Origin of the sequence: Cryobacterium sp. TMT2-14 (assembly GCF_004402465.1) — a bacterium.
Classification (GTDB): Bacteria; Actinomycetota; Actinomycetes; order Actinomycetales; family Microbacteriaceae; genus Cryobacterium; species Cryobacterium sandaracinum.
Genome location: NZ_SOFV01000030.1, coordinates 164,612 through 182,483 on the forward strand (window position 1 = coordinate 164,612; position 17,872 = coordinate 182,483).

Here is a 17,872-nt window from a genome sequence, read left to right on the forward strand (position 1 = left end):
ATTCAATGACGACGCCGTGACTTGCGCGGTGCCGGGTCGATCAACACAGTTAGCAACCCGGACCAGCCGGGTTTGTCGTGCACTCGCGGTTGACGAGCACCGTCTGGGCATTCCCCACGATCACGCCGAGCGGGCTGGCCGAGGTCGACAGCGTACCCTGCACCGGCCGCCAGGCAAGGCCCGCGAAGCGATACTCGGCCGAGTACACCACCGCGACGACCACGGCATAGCTTCCCGGACTGGCGAACGCGTGGCTGGTGGCGGTGTCGGAGAATTCCGGGAGGCCCAGTGCCGCCCAGGTCGCGCCGCCCGAGTTCGTGCTTGCCTCGGCACCGTCGCCGTAGGACCAGCGGTAGCCGACCGGGGTGAAATGAACCTCCGCCGGATATCCCAGCAAGGCGCCGGTACGGGAGTGCTCGGATGCCGACGCGATGAAGTTCGCGGGCAAACCCGCCACGCTCCAGCCGCGCGGTTCCATCGTCTGGGACGGCGCCGCGGGCTGGAAGTTGACCAGATCACTAACCCTCACCACGAGGTTCGGGTCGCACGGTGACCCCGGAATGCAGTTCACCGTGAAGTCGTCGCGCACGAACGCCAGCGGATCGACGACGGGTGCTGCACCGACTTGGCCGCCACCGGCGTTGCCGCTGCCGCTGCCGGAACCGGACCCGCCCGCCCCGGATCCCGCTCCGCCACCGGCTTCGTTCCCGGACCCCTGTCCCCCGCCGGTCTCGTACCCCGCAGAAAGGTCCACCCCGCCGTTGTTGATGTGTCCGGATACTTCTGGTGGCGAACAAAGGCCGGCCCGCAGCTCACCTTGCGTGCATTGACTAGTAGCCGCGCTGGCTAGTTTATCTTCGGAGACAAGAAACAGGGCGAGTAGGGCAGTCGCCGCGACCCCTAGCAGTAGTTTTTGCCGGACCATGACTCACTCGATGTGATCGTTAGATCATTTGATGCAGCACTCGAATTTTGAAAGGTGATCGTGAGGGGGAATCTGTCGACGCGATCATTGGGGACAACGGAGGCACCTGTACTGTCAACAACGTCCACTCGGGTGACATCAGAGCAAAGGTACGCAGTCACAGCGGTGTGACCGCGGCCATCATCTTTGATGGACTGCAGTTGAACGGAATCAAAGGCTGTCGACCCGACCGATCTATAGCCATTGTCCGTATACAGGTTTGCAGAATCAGTTTCAGCCCTTAGGGCTTCTTCAGCAGTTACGTCCACCAGCTGACTGGTATCTTTTCCTCCATCCGCGAGCACCATATCGATGACAACCAGATACGCCGCATAGGCTTCGGTGGCCGCAGCCAGAGCTTCCTCATCGGACGCGAAGACGGGGGCATCCGTCGGCGCGGTCGTCTCGGACGCCTGGGGCGCTCGGGGCACCGGTTCGGGCGTGCAACCGGTCAGCGCGAGTGTGCCGAGCAGCAGCAGCGGGCCCAGAACGAGGAGGTCGCGCTGCACGGTCCGCATGCGGCCAACCTAGGGCATCCGGCGCAGCCCCGCTCGAACTTTCCACATGTCGTAGTTTGGAGCCATGCAGGTGACATCATGACAATCTCCGGGGCCTGGCGACGCACGGCCCGTGGGGCCGGCCTGCTCGCCGCGGACGGCACCGTCGCCGCGAGCATTTTCGCGGAGATGAGTGCCCTTGCCCTGCGCACCGGCGCCATCAACCTCGGCCAGGGATTCCCCGACGAGGACGGCCCTGCCGAGGTTCTCGAAGCCGCACGCCAGGCGATCTCCGACGGTGCGAACCAGTACCCGCCGGGGCGCGGCTTGCCCGTGCTGCGAGGCGCCATCGCTCGGCATCAGCACCGGTTCTACGGCCTGTCCGTCGATCCGGATACCGAGGTCCTGGTGACGGCGGGTGCCACCGAGGCGCTGGCGGCAACCGTTCTCGCACTGCTCGACCCCGGCGACGAGGTTGTCACGCTGGAGCCGTTCTACGACGCCTACGGCGGCCTGATCGCGCTGGGCGGGGGCATCCATCGCACGGTGCGCCTGCGGGCGCCCGATTTCCAGCCGGACCCCGACGAACTGCGCGCCGCCATCACGGACCGCACCCGACTGATTATCGTGAACAATCCGCACAACCCCACCGGGGCCGTGCTGCCGCGCGAGACCCTGGAACTCATCGTGTCCCTCGCACACCGTCACGACGCGCTCATCGTGACCGACGAGGTCTACGAGCACCTCACCTTCGGTGTCGCCCACGTGCCCGTCGCGACGATTCCGGGCGCGAGCGAGCGCACCATCACGATCTCCTCCGGTGGGAAGACGTTCAACACCACCGGCTGGAAGATCGGCTGGCTCACCGCCCCGTCCGCTCTTGTCACCGCAATCCTGGCCGTGAAGCAGTTCCTCACCTATGTGAACGGCGCGCCGTTCCAGCCGGCGATCGCGCGAGGCCTCGACCTGCCGGACACCTTCTACACTGGTGTCGCCGCCGACCTGCAGGCCAAGCGCGATGTTCTCGAGAGCGGCCTGATCGAAGCGGGGTTCACGGTCAGTCGACCTCAGGGGTCGTATTTCATCGTGGCGGATGCCGCGCCGCTCGGCTACCCTGATGGCGCCGAGTTCTGCCGGGTGCTGCCCGATCTCGCCGGGGTGGTCGCGGTTCCGATCGGCGCGTTCTGCTCCGCCCGGCACCGGTCCGAGTATGCCTCGCTGGTGCGATTCGCCTACTGTAAAAAGGTGGACGTGCTTGAGCGCGCCGCCGCCCAGCTGGCCGGCATCATCGCCCGTTAGCAGCCCGGCAGCCGCCGCTTTGGAGGTGCCGACAGGGGTTCTAGTGCGCCAGTGCCGGGTAGTCCGTGTAGCCCTCGGCTCCGGCACCGTAGAAGGTAAGCGGGTCGGGAGCGTTCAGCGGCAGGTCCTTGAGCCAGCGCGACACGAGGTCGGGGTTGGCGATCACGGCACGGCCCACGACGACCGCATCCGCCAGTTCGTCGGCGATGATGGCCATCGCCTCGTCCCGGTCGGTGACCTCGCCGAAGCCGCTGTTCACCAAGAGCGGCCCAGCGAAACGGGCACGCAGCTGCTGCACCAGTTCGCCGGCCGGCTCGCGGTGCAGGATGCTCAGGTACGCAAGGCCCAGCGGAGCGAGTGCGTCGGCGAGCGCGCCGTAGGTGGCCATAAGGTCGGCGGCATCCGTTTCGAGGGCATCCTGAATGTTGTGCTCCGGCGAGACCCGGATGCCGACGCGGCCGGCGCCGATCGCCTCGGCCACCGCGGTGACGACCTCGACGACGAAACGGGCCCGGTTCTGCGGGGAGCCGCCGTAGATGTCGTCGCGCTGGTTGGAGGCCGGCGAGAGGAACTCGTGCAGGAGGTAACCGTTCGCGGAGTGAATCTCGACGCCGTCGAGTCCCGCGGCGATGGCGTTACGGGAGGCCTGCACGAAGTCCGCGATCACGCCGGGGAGTTCGTCGAGTGTGAGGGCGTGCGGTACCGGGTAGGCAGCCTTTCCCGCGTAGGTGTGGGTTTCGCCCTGGATGGCGATGGCGCTGGGAGCCACGACCTCGCGGCCGCCGTTGGTGCCCTCGTGGGTGACGCGGCCCGCGTGCATTACCTGGGCGACCAGGCGCCCGCCGGCGGAGTGCACGGCGTCGGCGACGTTGGTCCAGCCGGCGATCTGCTCGGGGGTGACCAGCCCCGGCTGGCCGGGGAAGCCCTGACCGGCGTGGCTGGGGTAGGTGCCCTCGGTCACGATCAAGCCGAGCGAAGCACGCTGCCTATAATGCTCGACGACGAGGGGGCCGGGAACGCCCTCGATTCCGGACCGAACCCGGGTCAGCGGCGCCATGACGAGCCGGTTGGGCAGTTCCAGGTCACCGAGGGACAACGGGGAGAAAAGATTCACGAATAGCTCTTTCTGTGGGTCAGGGTGTCGCCGGACGGAGCGTGCGCCGTCTCGGACAGGGGAAGCAGCTTCCCCCTGGTGCCAACGGCCCTGCTCTCCCGCGCATTCCCCTCACCCGTCACGGTCGGGCAATCCACAGGAGTCGACGCACCGAACCAGCATCATGAGCACCATCGCCGAGACCCGGCCGACGACGTCGGCACGGAGTTTCCCGACCCCGGATGCACCGACCCGGGAGGATCCGGACCGCACCGGATACTGCCCGTTCCCTCTGTCGTCCGACGCCCGGGCCTTCGGACTGACCACGAGCTCCATGCGGCTGCGCCAGGCAACGGTTTCGGTGCGGCACGGCCGCCGTACCGGGAGCGAAACCGCGACCATCCTGCTGCACGGCGCCGCGGGATCCTGGACGACCTGGACGCCGCTGCTGGCCGCGGCCGACGCCTCCGGTCTCGGCCTGACCGACCTGATCATCCCCGACCTGCCCGGCTGGGGGGACTCGCCGCTTCCGGCGGCGGGACCCTCTCGTTCCATCGAGGCAACCGCTGCGGTGGTGGCCGAGATCGCCTGGGCGCTCGGCTACCGCTCCTGGACCGTGATCGGCCACTCCCTCGGCGGCTTCGTGGCACTCGAACTTGCCGCAAGCGAGACCCGGTCGACCGCGTTCGTCGGCCTCGTCTCGGCCACGACGTTCTCGGTGATCGACACCGTGCGGCACCCGGTCGCCCGGTTCGCCGCGCTGCCGGGGTACAGCGCCCTGCTGCCGGTACTGCGGGCCGTCGCCCGGGCCGGGCGCGCCGGCCACGGTCTGATCCGTCTGCTCCACCGCACCGGGCTGTTGCGCACGCTGGCGGCGCCGCTGTTCCGCCGACCGGAGCTGCTGCACGAGAGCGTCATCGGGGCCCTTGCGACCGAGCTGCGCCCGCAGGCGTTCGCCGTGGCATCCGACCTCGCCGGAACCTACGACGCCAACCGCTGGGCCCGGATCGAGTGCGCCGTGCACGCAACCCAGGGTGACGCCGACATTTTCGTGGCGGCGACGGATGCGGCCAGGCTCCGCGCGGTCATCCGCGGTTTCGATCTGGTCACGGTGCCGGGTACCGGGCATTTCGCGCACGTGGAGAAACCGTATGAGACGCTGCTTCACCTGTTGCCGAACGGATGCCTGCCCCGGTCAGGCGTGTTCCCGCAGTAGTAGTCGCTGTGTCCTGGACGATCCCGCGGCACGGCTGTTTCCCTTGTCAAGCGGGTTCATAGCGACCAAACTGAGGAGCAGTCCTGAGATCTGGTCACCCTGTGCGGCCGGCCTCTGAACAGCCCCACCGATTGAAAGCGGCTCCCCATGGGTTCGTTGACGTATGACAGGGTCACGGTCGAATTCGACGACCGGATATTGGCGCATCTCCAGATCGTGATCGTACAGAAACTCCGCCGGGGCGAAAGCTTCCTGCTCTCGTGGCGAAACGCCGCCGAAGCCGGAAACGGTCGCAGTTCCGCGTGGCTGCACCCGGCCATTCCCCTGTATTTCAAGTTCTCCGGCGGTCAGCCGCCGAGCATCAACCCGCTATGGCTCGCCCAGCTCACCCGTTCCGCTAACAGTTCCCAGGGTCTGGTGGCCACCGGCGAGGAGCGGGCGATGGGTGAACCCGAACATCCGGAGCGCACCGACCGCGGTCATCGCCCGGATCAGAAGTTCACGGTGCGCGCGGCGCCCGCCTCGCAGGACACCATCGCCACCGAACTCTGAGCTGGCTGCACGCTCAGCGGGGCACGACCGCGAAGCGACGCAGGGCCAGCGATGGATTGCGGGCGCGCACGGCTGTGAGGCGCTCCGACAGCACCCAGGCGACGGCGACATCCGTTGTCTCGCCGATGGTGACCAGTTCCACGCCCATCGGGTCGACCACCATGCTGTTGCCGACGCCCACCGGCGGGGCGTGGTCGGCGGCCGCCACGTAGACCGTGTTCTCCAGGGCGCGCGCTGTCAGCAGCGTGCGCCAGTGCTGTTCCTTCAACGGTCCCCGCACCCACTCGGCGGGCACCAGCACCAGTTCGGCCCCCGCGTCGACCAGGCGGCGCGTCACCTCCGGGAAACGGATGTCGTAGCAGGTCTGCAGTCCCACCCGCAGTCCCACCACCTCGAACGTCTCGGGTTCCTCCACGGCGCCAGGCCGCACCCAGTCCGATTCACGGTCGCCGAAAGCGTCGTAGAGGTGCAGCTTGCGGTACTTCGCGACGAGTTCGCCGGCCGGATCCACCGCGACGAGGGTGTTGAAGAAGCGGCTCGGGTCATCCGTGGCCTCCAGCATGCCGGCCACGACATGCACGCCGAGTTCCACCGCGAGCGCGGCGAGGGCGGCCACGAAGGGGCCGTCCACAGGTTCGGCCGCGGCGACGAAAGAGGGCCCCAGGACCGGTTCGAAGAAAGAGGAGTACTCGGGGAAGACGACCAGCCGGGCTCCGCGGCCGACGGCCGTCTCGGCGAGGGCACGCATGGCGGCGAGATTCACGGCCGGCTCGCGGCCGGGGGCGAACTGGGCCACCGCAACCCCCAGGGCAGCCACAGGGCCGGAGCCAGCGCCGGCAGCTGCAGCTGCAGCGGGAGCAGGATCGCGCGTCTCGAGGGGATCGATCATGGCGTCAGCCTAGCCGCCGGCAACGCCTCGGCCGGGGTCGCGGCATCCGTAGCCCTCGGTCCGTACCGGTCCTGGGTTCCAGGGTTCCAGGGTTCAGCGGGGTGGCCTAACGTATATGCGTGTCTCCCCCTCCGCTGGTCTCCCGCCTGGTTCGCCCCGAGGCGCTGACCCTGCCCCTGCGCCGAACCGAAGGACTGGCAGCGATTCTCGGGCTGCTCGGCCTCCTCGTCTCGGCGGCAGGATCGTGGCGGCCCTCGTATTGGGGCGACGAGGCGGCCAGCGTGATGTCGGCGGAACGTTCCCTGCCGGGGCTCTTCCGACTTCTGGACAACGTCGACGCGGTGCACGGCGCCTATTATCTGCTGCTGCACGTCTGGATCGGCCTCTTCGGCTCTTCGGAGCTGGCGACTCGCGGGCTGAGCGCTCTCTTCGTCGGCTTCGCGACGGCCGGCACCTTCGTGCTGGCACGCACCCTGATCTCCCACCGGGTCGGCGTGCTCGCGGCCATCGTCTTCGCGCTGCTCCCCCGGGTCACCTACATGGGCGCCGAAGCCCGTTCGGCCGCAGTCGCCACGGCCGTTGTGGTGTGGCTGACCGTTCTGCTGATGCACCTGCTGCGGAGCCGCTATCAGGATCGCGCCACCCGCTTCGCGCTCTGGGCGGCTTACACCGCGCTCCTGGCCCTGGGAATCTACTTCTTCCTCTTTGTGCTGCTGCTGATCCCGGTGCTCGGCCTCGCCGTGCTGCTGATACCGCCGGAGGGCGACAGGTGGGCGGGCATTCGCGCCTGGACCCTGGCCACGGCCTCCGGGCTCGCCCTGGCTGCCCCCGTGATGGCGGCCAGCCTTCAGCAGCGCGATCAGATCGCCTTCATCGGGCGGCGCCCGCCGATCGCCGTGCTCACCGCCGCAGTGCACCAGTGGTTCGGCAACGTACCGCTGGCCGTTCTGGCGTGGGGTCTGATCCTGCTGGCGGTGGTGATGGTCTTCGCCGTGCGCGGGCGGCGGGCCGCACCAACAGCAAGCAGGGCGGCCCTGGCGGTCATGCTGGCCTGGCTGATCGTGCCGAGCGCAGCGCTCCTGATCGGCACGCACCTCGTCACGCCGATGTACTCGCTGCGGTACCTGTCGGTGGGTACGCCGGCGGCGGCGATCGCCATCGCCATGGGGATCGCCTGCCTCCGGCCGCTCTGGCCGCAGGCAGCCGCGCTGGGCCTGATCACGGCTCTCATGCTGCCCACCTATCTCGACCAGCGCGGCGAGTTCGGCAAGAACTACGGCAGTGACCTGCGCCAGGCGTCCGAGGTCGTGCGGGCCGGCGCGCAGCCCGGAGACGCGGTCGTTTTCGACGAGAGCGTGCGGCCCTCCCGCAAGCCCCGCCTCGCCCTGCGGCTCTACCCGGCCGCGTTCGAGGGCCTGCGGGACGTCACCCTCGCGGTGCCGTTCGACGCCACCAACGACTTGTGGGACGTGGCTGTGCCGCTGGAGCAGGTGACCGACCGACTTACCGGCACGAACCGGGTCTGGGTGCTGCTGAACCAGGCCAGCGGTGAGAATAGGCGGGGGGACAACATCCGCATCCTGCAACAACTCGGGTTCACGGTCGCCGAGTCGACCATGCTGAACCGCACGCAGATCATCGAAATGACAAGGTAGCCCCATGGCTCGGACTCTGATCATCATCCCGACCTACAACGAGCAGGGCAACGTCGCGTCGATCGTGTCCCGGGTGCGCGCGAGCGTGCCGGCGGCCGACGTTCTGGTCGTCGATGATTCCTCCCCGGACGGCACGGGGCAGTTGGCTGACGCGCTGGCCGCCACCGATTCCCAGGTGCACGCCCTGCACCGCTCCCGGAAGAGCGGCCTCGGAGCCGCCTATCTCGAGGCCTTCGCCTGGGGGCTCTCCCGCGGCTACGACCGACTGGTGCAGCTCGACGCTGACGGATCGCACCTGCCAGAGCAACTGCCGACCCTGCTCGAGGCCGCGGAGACGGCGGATGTGGTGCTGGGCTCCCGCTGGGTCCCGGGCGGAATGGTGCGGAACTGGCCGTGGCACCGGCGTCTGCTGTCGCGGGGCGGATCGGTCTACTCGCGCGTGCTGCTCCGGCTGCCCCAGCGAGACGTCACCGGCGGTTACCGCGTCTTCACGGCGCATGCCCTCCGGCGAATGGACCTCTCCGGCGTCGAGAGCCTGGGCTACTGCTTCCAGATCGACATGCTGCTGCATGCGGTTCGGGCCGGGCTCAGCGTTGTCGAGAAGCCGATCACGTTCGTGGAGCGCACCGTCGGTTCCTCGAAGATGAGTGCCGCGATCGTGGCCGAGGCGATGGCCCGTGTCACGATCTGGGGTCTCACCGGCAGGAACGCTCGCCGCGTTGCCGCGTCTTCACCGACATCCCTGCCGCGTGCCCGCTGACCGGACCCGCACGCCGCCCCATAGGGCGTGACTTCTGGTCAGAGTGACTATAAGATGAATCCATTCAGTTAGAGTCACAATGACCTTTACTTGGTGAATGACAGTGGATGCGCGAATAAACACCCAGCTTGAGGCGGCCCTCGCCGTGTCGACGGTCATTTTTGCCCTACGGCCGGATCCGGAATCCGGCCACTCGACCCTGTGGCTGCCGCTTGTACGCCGCACCCGGGAACCCTACCTCGGTCAGTGGGCGTTGCCCGGCGGCGGCCTGCGGGCCGATGAGCGCCTGGCCGGCGCGGCCGCGCGCGCCCTGCGCGAGACCACGGGCCTGACCCCCAAGTACCTCGAGCAGCTCTACACCTTCGGGGATCCGGGGCGTTCCCCCGGCGGCCGGGTCGTCTCGGTCGTCTACTGGGCGCTCGTCGAGTCCGGTGAGGCGGCGCTGGCCGTCGAGGACGAGAACGTGCGGTGGTTTCCGGCCGACCACCTGTCGCCGCTCGCCTTCGACCACAACCTCATCGTGGAATACGCCCTCTGGCGCCTGCGCACCAAGGTGGAGTACTCCCGCATCGCGCACGCGTTCCTCGGCGAGACCTTCACGCTCGCGCAGCTGCGCGAGGTGCATGAGGCCGTGCTGCAGAAGGCCCTCGACCCGGCCAACTTTCGCCGCACGATCGAGGGGTCAGGCACCGTGGTCGACACCGGCCAGCGCGTAGCCGGCGTACCGCATCGGCCGCCCCGCCTCTACCGCTACAACGATTCCGTTCATGCCACCACTCCGGGTGCGCTCGAGCCGGCCATCGGCTGAGCCTGACTCTTCCTCCCAGCACCCTCCTGCTGGCCACCGCTTGTCCGACTATCGCTTTGTATGAATATCGAGGAGTAACCGCATGACCATCGCATCGGTCGACCAGACCATTCGACTCATCAGCACGGGAGCTGCCACCGGCAGCACGTGCAGCCCCGACCTGCTCACCGCTCCGTGGGAGTTTGATTCCGGCACGCCGGGCTACGGCCCGGGGTCGTCGATGGGCGATGTCATCCCCACCGGGTCACCGCGGCAGGGTGAGCTGCCCGAGGTCTACCGTCGCGCGTCGACGGAGGAACTCGGCGACCGCATCCGTACCGCCAAGGCCACGCTCGGCGACCGGGTCGTGGTCCTCGGGCACTTTTACCAGCGCGAGGAGGTGTTGGCGCACGCGGACTTCGTGGGCGACTCCTTCCAGCTGGCGCAGGCCACGAAGAGCCGTCCGGATGCCGAGGCGATCGTCTTCTGCGGAGTGCACTTCATGGCCGAAACCGCCGACTTGCTTTCCACGCCGGAGCAGGCGGTCATACTACCCAACCTCGCCGCCGGCTGCTCGATGGCCGATATGGCCGATATCGACTCCGTCACCGATTGCTGGGAACAGCTGGAGGACCTCTACGGCAGCGAGCAGGGCGTCGACGGCCGCGTGCCCGTGATCCCGGTCACCTACATGAATTCCTCGGCCGCGCTGAAGGCGTTCTGCGGCGAGCACGGCGGCATCGTCTGCACCTCCTCCAACGCCGAGACCGTGCTCGAGTGGGCCTTCGCCCGCGGCCGCCGCGTTCTCTTCTTCCCCGACCAGCACCTCGGCCGCAACACCGCCAAGGCGATGGGGGTGCCCCTCGAGCGGATGCCGATGTGGAACCCGCGCAAGGCCCTCGGCGGCAACACGGCCGAGGAGCTCGAGGCCGCCCAGGTCGTGCTCTGGCACGGGTTCTGCAGTGTGCATAAGCGCTTCACGGTGGACCAGATCACCGCGGCCCGCCAGTCGCACCCGGACGTGCGCGTGGTCGTGCACCCGGAGTGCCCGATGGGCGTCGTCGACGCCGCCGATTCCTGCGGCTCGACCGACTTCATCAAGAAGGCCATCGAGGCAGCCCCGGCCGGGTCCACGTTCGCCATCGGCACCGAGATCAACCTGGTGCAGCGGCTCGCCGCACAGCACCCCGAGCACACCATCTTCTGCCTCGACCCGGTGGTCTGCCCCTGCTCCACCATGTACCGCATCCACTCGGGCTACCTGGCCTGGGTGCTCGAAGCGCTGGTCGGCACCGCGGACCGCGCGCCCGAGGTGCTCAATCGCATCCAGGTATCGGGCGAGGTTGCCGGCAACGCCCGCGTCGCCCTCGAACGGATGCTTTCCGCCAAGCCGCCCGTCTCCATCGAGGCCTGACCGTGACCCGCGTGCTCGTCGTCGGCAGTGGGCTGGCCGGACTCATCGCCGCGGTGCGTGCGACGGATGCCGGCCACCAGGTCACCCTCGTCACGAAAGCGGCCCTGCCCGACAGCAACACCCGCTGGGCCCAGGGCGGGATCGCCGCGGCCATGTTCCCCGACGACTCGGTCGAGTCACACGTACAGGACACCCTGCGAGCCGGGGCCGGACTCTGCGACCCGGTCGCAGTGCACGTGCTCTGTTCCGAGGGACCGGCTCGGGTGCGGGACCTGATCCGGTTCGGTGTGGACTTCGACCGCGACGAGTCCGGGGTGACCCGCGGACTGGAGGCTGCCCACTCCCGCTCGCGGGTGCTGCACGCCGGCGGGGACGCCACGGGCGCAGCCATCGAGGCTGCCCTCGTGGCGACGGTGCGTGAACGGGCCGCCCGCTCGCTGCGGGGCGTGGGCGCCCGCCTGCGCGTGCAGGAACACACAATGCTGGTTGATCTGACCGTGCAGGACGGTCGCGTGACCGGGGCTGTCCTCCTCGGGCCCGACGAAGCACTCCGCACGATCCTGGCCGACACGGTGATCCTGGCGACCGGCGGTGCCGGCGAGCTCTTCCCGCACACCACGAACCCGGCTCTGGCGACGGGCGACGGCGTGGCCGCCGCGTGGCGCGCGGGGGCATCCGTCGCCGACCTCGAGTTCTACCAGTTCCACCCGACCGCACTCGCCGTTCCCGGTACCCCGCTGGTCTCCGAGGCGGTGCGCGGGGAAGGCGCCGTGCTGCGAAATGCGTCGGGCCACCGCTTCATGCTCGACCTGCACCCCGATGCGGAACTCGCCCCGCGCGACATCGTGGCCAGAGGCATCGCCCGAGAAATGACCAGCCAGGGCGGCGAACCGGTGCGACTGGACGCCACCGGTCTCGGCCGCGAACTTCTCGAGCGACGCTTCCCGACCATCACCGCGGCCTGCCGTGCTGCCGACCTGGACTGGGCCGTCGAATCGATCCCGGTCGCCCCGGCGGCGCACTACTGGATGGGCGGGGTGCTCACGGATATCTGGGGCCGCACCAGCCTGCCCGGCCTGTTCGCCGTGGGGGAAGTGGCCCGCACCGGCGCCCACGGCGCCAACCGGTTGGCCTCCAACTCTCTGCTCGAGGCGGCCGTGTTCGCCGACCGGTCCGTGCGCGCGCTGCGCCTGCCGGTTCGGGTGTCGGCGGGGGTCTCGGTCGTGACCGGCTCGACCACCGGGGGGTTGCCTGCCGGCGTCGACCGTGACGCGGTACAGCAGCTGATGTGGGAGTGCGCGGGAGTGCTGCGGAGTGGGGAGAAACTCGCCGAGGCATCCGTCACCCTGGCCGACTGGGCCACCCGCCCGACGGGCCCGGACGAAACCACTGCACCTAATATGCGGGTTCGGGCATATGAAGACACCAACCTGCTCGACCTGGCGCGGGTCACCGTGGCTTCCGCCCTGGCCCGGGAGGAATCGCGCGGCGCACATCACCGCTCCGACTACCCCGACGGCCGGCCCGAGTTCGCCCGCACCGTCGCCTGGACCCGCGGCACAGCCCCGGACACAGCCGACGGCATGCGGAGCACCCTGAATCTGGACCACCCCACTGAGGCCGAGGAGGCCATTGCATGCTGACCATGAACGCCATCGACACCGTCGTGCGCGCCGCGCTCGAGGAGGACGCCCCCTGGGGTGACCTCACCTCGCAGGTGCTGATCCCCGCCGACGCCGCCGCGACCGCGCAGCTGGTCGCCCGGGAATCCGGCGTCTTCAGCGGTGGTGCCGTGTTCGCGGCGGCCTTCCGACTGACCGACGCGCGCATCGTCGTTCGGATGCTCGTGGCCGACGGCACCGTCTTCGACGCCGGTGACACCCTGGCGGAAGTGTCGGGGTCCGCCCGCGGCATTCTGCAGGCCGAGCGCATCGGCTTGAACTTCGTGCAGCGCATGAGCGGGATCGCCACACTGACAGCGCTCTACGTGGCCGAGACGGCCGGCACCCGCGCCCGCATCGTCGACACCCGCAAGACCACCCCGGGCCTGCGTGTGCTGGAACGTGCCGCGGTGCGCGACGGCGGCGGCCACAACCACCGCTTCAGCCTCTCCGACGCGATCATGGCCAAGGATAACCACCTGGCCGTGCTAACCGCGGGCGGCCTGAACCTCACCGAGGCGCTCCGGCAGGTGCGCGACCGCATCTCCCACACCACGCACCTCGAGGTGGAGGTGGACCGGATCGACCAAATCGAGCTTGTGCTTGCCGCCGGCGTCGACACGATCATGCTCGACAACTTCAGCCCCGACGACCTGCGCGAGGGCGTACGCCTCACGGGCGGCCGAGCACGCGTGGAGGCCAGCGGCGGCGTCTCTCTGCTGACCGTGCGCGGCATCGCCGAGACCGGCGTCGACATCATCTCGGTTGGGGCCATCACGCACAGCGTGCGCTCCCTCGACCTCGGCCTCGACGTCGTCATCCTCACCGAGGGCTGACCGGTCCGGCCATGATCTATCTCGACAACGCCGCGACCACCCCGGTGCGACGGGAAGTTCTCGAGGTGCTCTGGCAGCAGCTCGCGGGCCGGTTCGGCAACCCGTCGAGCCACCACCGAGTGGGTGAGGCCGCGGCCGCCGCGCTGGCCGAGGCGCGGGCCATGGTCGCGGGCGTGCTCGGGTGTCGGTCGGCCGACGTTGTGTTCACGACCGGCGGCACCGAGTCCGACAACCTCGCGATCAAGGGCATCGCCCTGGGCGCTCCACGCGGCCGTCACCTCATCACGACGCCGATCGAGCACGAGGCGGTACTCGAATCCTGCGACTATCTGCGCCGTCTGCACGGCTTCGAGGTGACGCTCCTGGACCCGGATGCCTCCGGCCGGGTGGATCCGGAACAGCTCCGCGCCGTGATCCGCCCGGATACCACCCTCGTCTCGGTGCAATACGCCAACAACGAGGTCGGCACCGTTCAGCGGCTCGCGGAACTGTCAGCCATCGCCCAGGGCGCCCGCGTGCCGCTCCACACCGACGCCGTGCAGGCGGCCGGCTGGCTTTCGGTCGACGTGGGGGCTCTCGGCGTCGATGCCCTGAGCCTGTCGGGCCACAAACTCGGCGCACCTCCCGGCATCGGGGTGCTTTTCCTGCGCCGCCGCATCGCGGTCGAACCGGTGCTGCACGGCGGCGGTCAGGAGCGCGGGCGCCGCAGCGGAACGGAGAACGTGCCCGGGGCGCTGGCGCTGGCGACCGCACTGCGCCTCGCCGAGGCGGAACGCGCGGAGGCAGCGCCCCGCATCACCGCGCTGCGGGATGCCTTCATCACCACGGTTCTGAGCGGCACACCGTCGGCCCGGCTCACCGGCCACCCGACGGAGCGTCTGCCGGGCACCGCCTCGTTCGTCTTCCCGGGCACGAGCGGCGAGGCGGTGTTGCTCGAGCTGGAACAGCGCGGCATCGTCTGCTCGAGCGGGTCGGCCTGCGCGGCCGACAGTGACGAACCGTCCCACGTGCTGACCGCTCTGGGCATCCCGGCTGAGGTCGCCCAGACCGCCGTGCGGTTCACGCTGGCATCGACGACCACAGCAGCGGATGCGTCTGAAGCGGCCGCATCCGTTCAGGCCGCCGTGGGCACCGTCCGCAGTCTCGGCCGAGGCTGACCTGCCGGGGCTTCAGGCCCGGCTTCGCGCGCGCGCCGCGCGCGTGCACGCGCGCGCCAGAAACCGAACTTACTGCGAGTTGTCAGACAATTTCCGAAGGTTTCGTTCCTCGCGGCGAAGATGCCCCCGATCAGCTAATCTGCTGACGGTGACCGACCCTGGACCGCTGACTGCACGTCCCTCGACGTGCGGCCGTCTGGCCAGCGCCCTAAGGTTATAAGTAAGAGGCGATAAGCCCAAGGTGGGCCGCCAAAAAGGGACACAATGACAATAATCGACAAACCAGTCACCGAGTCACTTGCCACTCAAATTGACTCTCTGGTTAAAGCCGCTCAGGTCGCGCTTCTGGATTACGCGAACTTCACGCAGGAACAAATCGACCACATCGTTAAGAAAGCCTCGGTGGCTGCTCTCAGCAAACACGCCGAGCTTGCCGTTCACGCCGTAGCCGAAACCGGCCGTGGCGTATTCGAAGACAAGGCCGTTAAAAATCTTTTCGCATGCGAGCACGTTACGAACTCGATGCAAAACCTTAAGACCGTCGGCGTTATCAGCCGAGACGACATTACCGGCATTACTGAGATCGCTGAACCGGTCGGCGTGATTTGCGGTGTGACCCCCGTTACGAACCCCACCTCGACCGCGATCTTCAAGTCGCTCATCGCGCTGAAGACCCGCAACCCGATCGTTTTCGGTTTCCACCCGGGCGCCCAGCAGTCCTCTGTGGCCGCAGCGCGCGTCGTGCGCGACGCCGCCATCCTCGCCGGTGCACCGGCAAACTGCATCCAGTGGGTTGAAACGCCGTCCCTCGAGGCCACCAGCCTGCTGATGAACCACCCGGGCGTCGCAACCATTCTCGCCACCGGTGGCAACGCCATGGTCCGGGCCGCGTACTCCTGCGGCAAGCCCGCCCTCGGCGTCGGAGCGGGCAACGTTCCCGCCTTCATCGAGAAGAGCGCCAAGCTCAAGCGTGCCATCAACGACGTCGTGCTCTCCAAGTCCTTCGACTACGGCATGATCTGCGCGTCGGAGCAGGCCGTCATCATCGAAGAGCCGCTCTACGCAGAAGCCATGGCCGAGTTCAAGATCCTGCACACCTACCTGGTCACCCCGGCCGAGAAGCTTCTCCTCGAGGACTACATCTTCGGAGTCCAGGCCAACTCGACCAACTGTGGCGAGGCCAAGCTCAACGCCGCCGTCGTCGGCAAGTCGCCGGTCTGGATCGCCCAGCAGGCCGGATTCACCATCCCGGCCGACACATCGATCATCCTGGTCGAGGTCGCCGGAGTGGGACCGCACGAGCCGATGACCCGCGAAAAGCTGGCACCCGTTCTCGCCGTGCTGCATGCCAAGGACGCTGAAGAGGGCATTTCGCTCTCCGAGCAGATGGTTGAATTCGACGGCCTCGGCCACTCGGGCTCCATCCACAGCGAAAACCCGGCCATCATCGAAGAGTTCGGAACCCGCGTCAAGGCGGTCCGGATCATCACCAACGCTCCCAGCTCGCTCGGTGGTATCGGTGACATCTACAACGCGTTCATCCCGTCGTTGACGCTCGGCTGTGGCTCGTACGGACACAACTCCGTCTCGAACAACGTCTCCGCGATCAACCTCATCAACGTCAAACGCATCGGCAGAAGGAACAACAACTTGCAGTGGTTCAAGGTCCCCGCCAAGACGTACTTCGAGCCGAACGCCATCCGTTACCTGGCGGACATGCGCAACGTCGAACGTGTCACGATCGTGACCGACTCGACCATGACCCGCCTCGGTTTCGTCGACAAGATCCTCGACATCCTGAACCGGCGCGAGGGCCGCGTCGCACTGCAGATCATCGACAACGTGCTGCCCGAACCGACCGTCTCAGCGGTCGAAAAGGGTGCCGCCGAAATGCGGGCCTTCAAGCCTGACACCATCATCGCTCTCGGCGGCGGCTCGCCGATGGACGCCGCGAAGGTCATGTGGCTGCTGTACGAACACCCCGAAATCGAATTCTCCGACATGAAGGAAAAGTTCTTCGACGTGCGCAAGCGCGCGTTCAAGTTCCCCGACCTCGGCGAACTGGCCAAGCTCGTCTGCATCCCCACCACTTCGGGCACCGGTTCGGAAATGACCCCGTTCGCCGTGATCACCGACGAAGTCACCGGAGTCAAGTACCCGCTCGCGGACTACGCCCTCCTGCCGACCGTCGCGATCATCGACCCCGTGCTCACGGCCATGATGCCGTCGTTCCTGGTTGCTGACTCGGGTTTCGACGCTCTCACACACGCCACCGAGGCCTACGTGTCCGTCTACGCGAACGACTTCACCGACGGCCTCTGCCTGCACGCGATCAAGCTGATCTTCGAGAACATCGTGACCAGCGTCAACGGCACCACCGCCAGCACCGACGGTGAGGTCATCAAGGCCCGCGAGAAGATGCACAACGCCTCGTCGATCGCCGGTATGGCGTTCGGCAACGCGTTCCTGGGTATTTGTCACGCGATGGCTCACGTCACCGGCGCGCAGCTCCACCTGATCCACGGCCGGGTCAACGCGACCTACCTGCCGCACGTGATCCGTTACAACGGCCTCATCCCCACCAAGCTCACCAGCTGGCCCAAGTACGAGAGCTACATCGCCCCGGAGCGCTTCCAGCAGATCGCGAAGCACCTCGGCCTCCCGGCGTCGACCCCGGCGGAGGGCGTCGAGTCCTACGCCCTGGCCGTGGAGAAGCTGCGCGACCTGGCCGGCATCAAGCCGTCCTTCCAGGCGCAGGGTGTGCCGGAAGAGGACTTCATCAGCCGCCTCGACAGCCTGGCCATGGGTGCTTACGGTGACCAGTGCGCACCGGCCAACCCGCGCATGCCGATGCTCGACGACATGCACACCATCATGGAGGCCGCGTACTACGGCACCTCTTTCAACGAGGTCCGCGCCGCTCGCGCGGCCGTCGAAGCAGTGGCACCGGCCGAAGAAAAGAAGTCGGCCCGCAAGGCAGGCAAGTAGCCGTCACCGCCTGATTGACTGGGGAACGGCCCCGCACCTGTTGGTGCGGGGCCGTTCCCGTGTACGGCCCACCCTGTGGCAGGAGCGAGCCTGGTCACAGTCGG

The 17,872-nt window shown here is 68.0% G+C and carries 15 protein-coding genes; 11 read left to right on the forward strand and 4 right to left on the reverse strand.

Annotated elements, in window-relative coordinates:
• Positions 1-49 precede the first annotated feature (49 nt).
• Both E3O28_RS11545 and E3O28_RS11550 read right to left on the reverse strand, forming a co-directional pair.
• Positions 50-589: a hypothetical protein gene (locus E3O28_RS11545; RefSeq protein WP_134416074.1), complete on the reverse strand. Its 540-nt coding sequence runs from the start codon at positions 587-589 to the stop codon at positions 50-52.
• 311 nt (positions 590-900) lie between these two features.
• On the reverse strand, positions 901-1,482 hold the full coding sequence (locus E3O28_RS11550) for a hypothetical protein (protein WP_134416076.1): 582 nt from the start codon (positions 1,480-1,482) through the stop codon (positions 901-903).
• A gap of 78 nt (positions 1,483-1,560) precedes the next feature.
• Here E3O28_RS11550 and E3O28_RS11555 point away from each other — a divergent pair, with 78 nt between their 5' ends.
• On the forward strand, positions 1,561-2,760 hold the full coding sequence (locus E3O28_RS11555) for an aminotransferase class I/II-fold pyridoxal phosphate-dependent enzyme (protein WP_134342951.1): 1,200 nt from the start codon (positions 1,561-1,563) through the stop codon (positions 2,758-2,760).
• Positions 2,761-2,800: 40 nt separating this feature from the next.
• Here the strand turns inward: E3O28_RS11555 and E3O28_RS11560 are convergent, their stop codons facing one another.
• Positions 2,801-3,874, reverse strand: a complete 1,074-nt coding sequence (locus E3O28_RS11560) for an alkene reductase (protein ID WP_134416078.1) — start codon at positions 3,872-3,874, stop codon at positions 2,801-2,803.
• Positions 3,875-4,037: 163 nt separating this feature from the next.
• On the opposite strand from E3O28_RS11560, the gene E3O28_RS11565 reads away from it, so the two are divergent.
• Positions 4,038-5,069, forward strand: a complete 1,032-nt coding sequence (locus E3O28_RS11565; RefSeq protein ID WP_166784805.1) for an alpha/beta hydrolase — start codon at positions 4,038-4,040, stop codon at positions 5,067-5,069.
• A 147-nt stretch (positions 5,070-5,216) separates the two neighbouring features.
• Complete coding sequence (locus E3O28_RS11570) at positions 5,217-5,621, forward strand: ATP-dependent DNA ligase (RefSeq protein WP_233191304.1); 405 nt, start codon at positions 5,217-5,219, stop codon at positions 5,619-5,621.
• Positions 5,622-5,634: 13 nt separating this feature from the next.
• On the opposite strand, the gene E3O28_RS11575 is transcribed toward E3O28_RS11570, so the two are convergent.
• Entirely contained in the window at positions 5,635-6,510 is an 876-nt protein-coding gene (locus E3O28_RS11575; protein WP_134400682.1) for a carbon-nitrogen hydrolase family protein, read from the reverse strand.
• A 119-nt stretch (positions 6,511-6,629) separates the two neighbouring features.
• Between E3O28_RS11575 and E3O28_RS11580 the strand changes: the two genes are divergently transcribed.
• From E3O28_RS11580 to adhE, 8 genes are all read left to right on the forward strand, one after another.
• Positions 6,630-8,165 carry a glycosyltransferase family 39 protein gene (locus tag E3O28_RS11580; RefSeq protein ID WP_134416082.1) on the forward strand — a complete coding sequence of 512 codons (1,536 nt, stop codon included), beginning with the start codon at positions 6,630-6,632 and terminating at the stop codon, positions 8,163-8,165.
• 4 nt (positions 8,166-8,169) lie between these two features.
• Complete coding sequence (locus tag E3O28_RS11585; RefSeq protein WP_134416084.1) at positions 8,170-8,925, forward strand: polyprenol monophosphomannose synthase; 756 nt, start codon at positions 8,170-8,172, stop codon at positions 8,923-8,925.
• A 97-nt stretch (positions 8,926-9,022) separates the two neighbouring features.
• Positions 9,023-9,733 (forward strand): NUDIX domain-containing protein, encoded by a 711-nt coding sequence (locus E3O28_RS11590; RefSeq protein ID WP_134342945.1) that lies wholly within the window; start codon positions 9,023-9,025, stop codon positions 9,731-9,733.
• 82 nt (positions 9,734-9,815) lie between these two features.
• Positions 9,816-11,126 (forward strand): quinolinate synthase NadA, encoded by a 1,311-nt coding sequence (gene nadA / locus E3O28_RS11595; RefSeq protein ID WP_134416086.1) that lies wholly within the window; start codon positions 9,816-9,818, stop codon positions 11,124-11,126.
• A gap of 2 nt (positions 11,127-11,128) precedes the next feature.
• The gene (gene nadB, locus E3O28_RS11600) at positions 11,129-12,769 is read left to right on the forward strand and encodes an L-aspartate oxidase (RefSeq protein ID WP_134416088.1); all 1,641 of its coding nucleotides are present in this window, start codon (positions 11,129-11,131) and stop codon (positions 12,767-12,769) included.
• Positions 12,763-13,623: a carboxylating nicotinate-nucleotide diphosphorylase gene (gene nadC / locus E3O28_RS11605; RefSeq protein ID WP_104100238.1), complete on the forward strand. Its 861-nt coding sequence runs from the start codon at positions 12,763-12,765 to the stop codon at positions 13,621-13,623. Before nadB ends, nadC begins: the two co-directional genes overlap by 7 nt.
• Before the next feature lie 11 nt (positions 13,624-13,634).
• Positions 13,635-14,780, forward strand: coding sequence for a cysteine desulfurase family protein (locus E3O28_RS11610; RefSeq protein ID WP_134416090.1), 1,146 nt, complete (start codon positions 13,635-13,637; stop codon positions 14,778-14,780).
• 264 nt (positions 14,781-15,044) lie between these two features.
• Complete coding sequence (gene adhE / locus E3O28_RS11615; RefSeq protein ID WP_134371761.1) at positions 15,045-17,768, forward strand: bifunctional acetaldehyde-CoA/alcohol dehydrogenase; 2,724 nt, start codon at positions 15,045-15,047, stop codon at positions 17,766-17,768.
• Positions 17,769-17,872: the final 104 nt, after the last annotated feature.

Bases quoted from the DNA above. Each gene is read 5' to 3' on its own strand.
- E3O28_RS11590 (WP_134342945.1), top strand. From the start codon at position 9,023: ATGACAGTGGATGCGCGAATAAACACCCAGCTTGAGGCGGCCCTCGCC.
- E3O28_RS11555 (WP_134342951.1), top strand. From the start codon at position 1,561: ATGACAATCTCCGGGGCCTGGCGACGCACGGCCCGTGGGGCCGGCCTG.
- E3O28_RS11575 (WP_134400682.1), bottom strand. From the start codon at position 6,510: ATGATCGATCCCCTCGAGACGCGCGATCCTGCTCCCGCTGCAGCTGCA.
- adhE (WP_134371761.1), top strand. From the start codon at position 15,045: ATGACAATAATCGACAAACCAGTCACCGAGTCACTTGCCACTCAAATT.
- E3O28_RS11565 (WP_166784805.1), top strand. From the start codon at position 4,038: ATGAGCACCATCGCCGAGACCCGGCCGACGACGTCGGCACGGAGTTTC.
- E3O28_RS11570 (WP_233191304.1), top strand. From the start codon at position 5,217: ATGGGTTCGTTGACGTATGACAGGGTCACGGTCGAATTCGACGACCGG.
- E3O28_RS11550 (WP_134416076.1), bottom strand. From the start codon at position 1,482: ATGCGGACCGTGCAGCGCGACCTCCTCGTTCTGGGCCCGCTGCTGCTG.
- E3O28_RS11585 (WP_134416084.1), top strand. From the start codon at position 8,170: ATGGCTCGGACTCTGATCATCATCCCGACCTACAACGAGCAGGGCAAC.
- nadA (WP_134416086.1), top strand. From the start codon at position 9,816: ATGACCATCGCATCGGTCGACCAGACCATTCGACTCATCAGCACGGGA.
- nadC (WP_104100238.1), top strand. From the start codon at position 12,763: ATGCTGACCATGAACGCCATCGACACCGTCGTGCGCGCCGCGCTCGAG.
- E3O28_RS11610 (WP_134416090.1), top strand. From the start codon at position 13,635: ATGATCTATCTCGACAACGCCGCGACCACCCCGGTGCGACGGGAAGTT.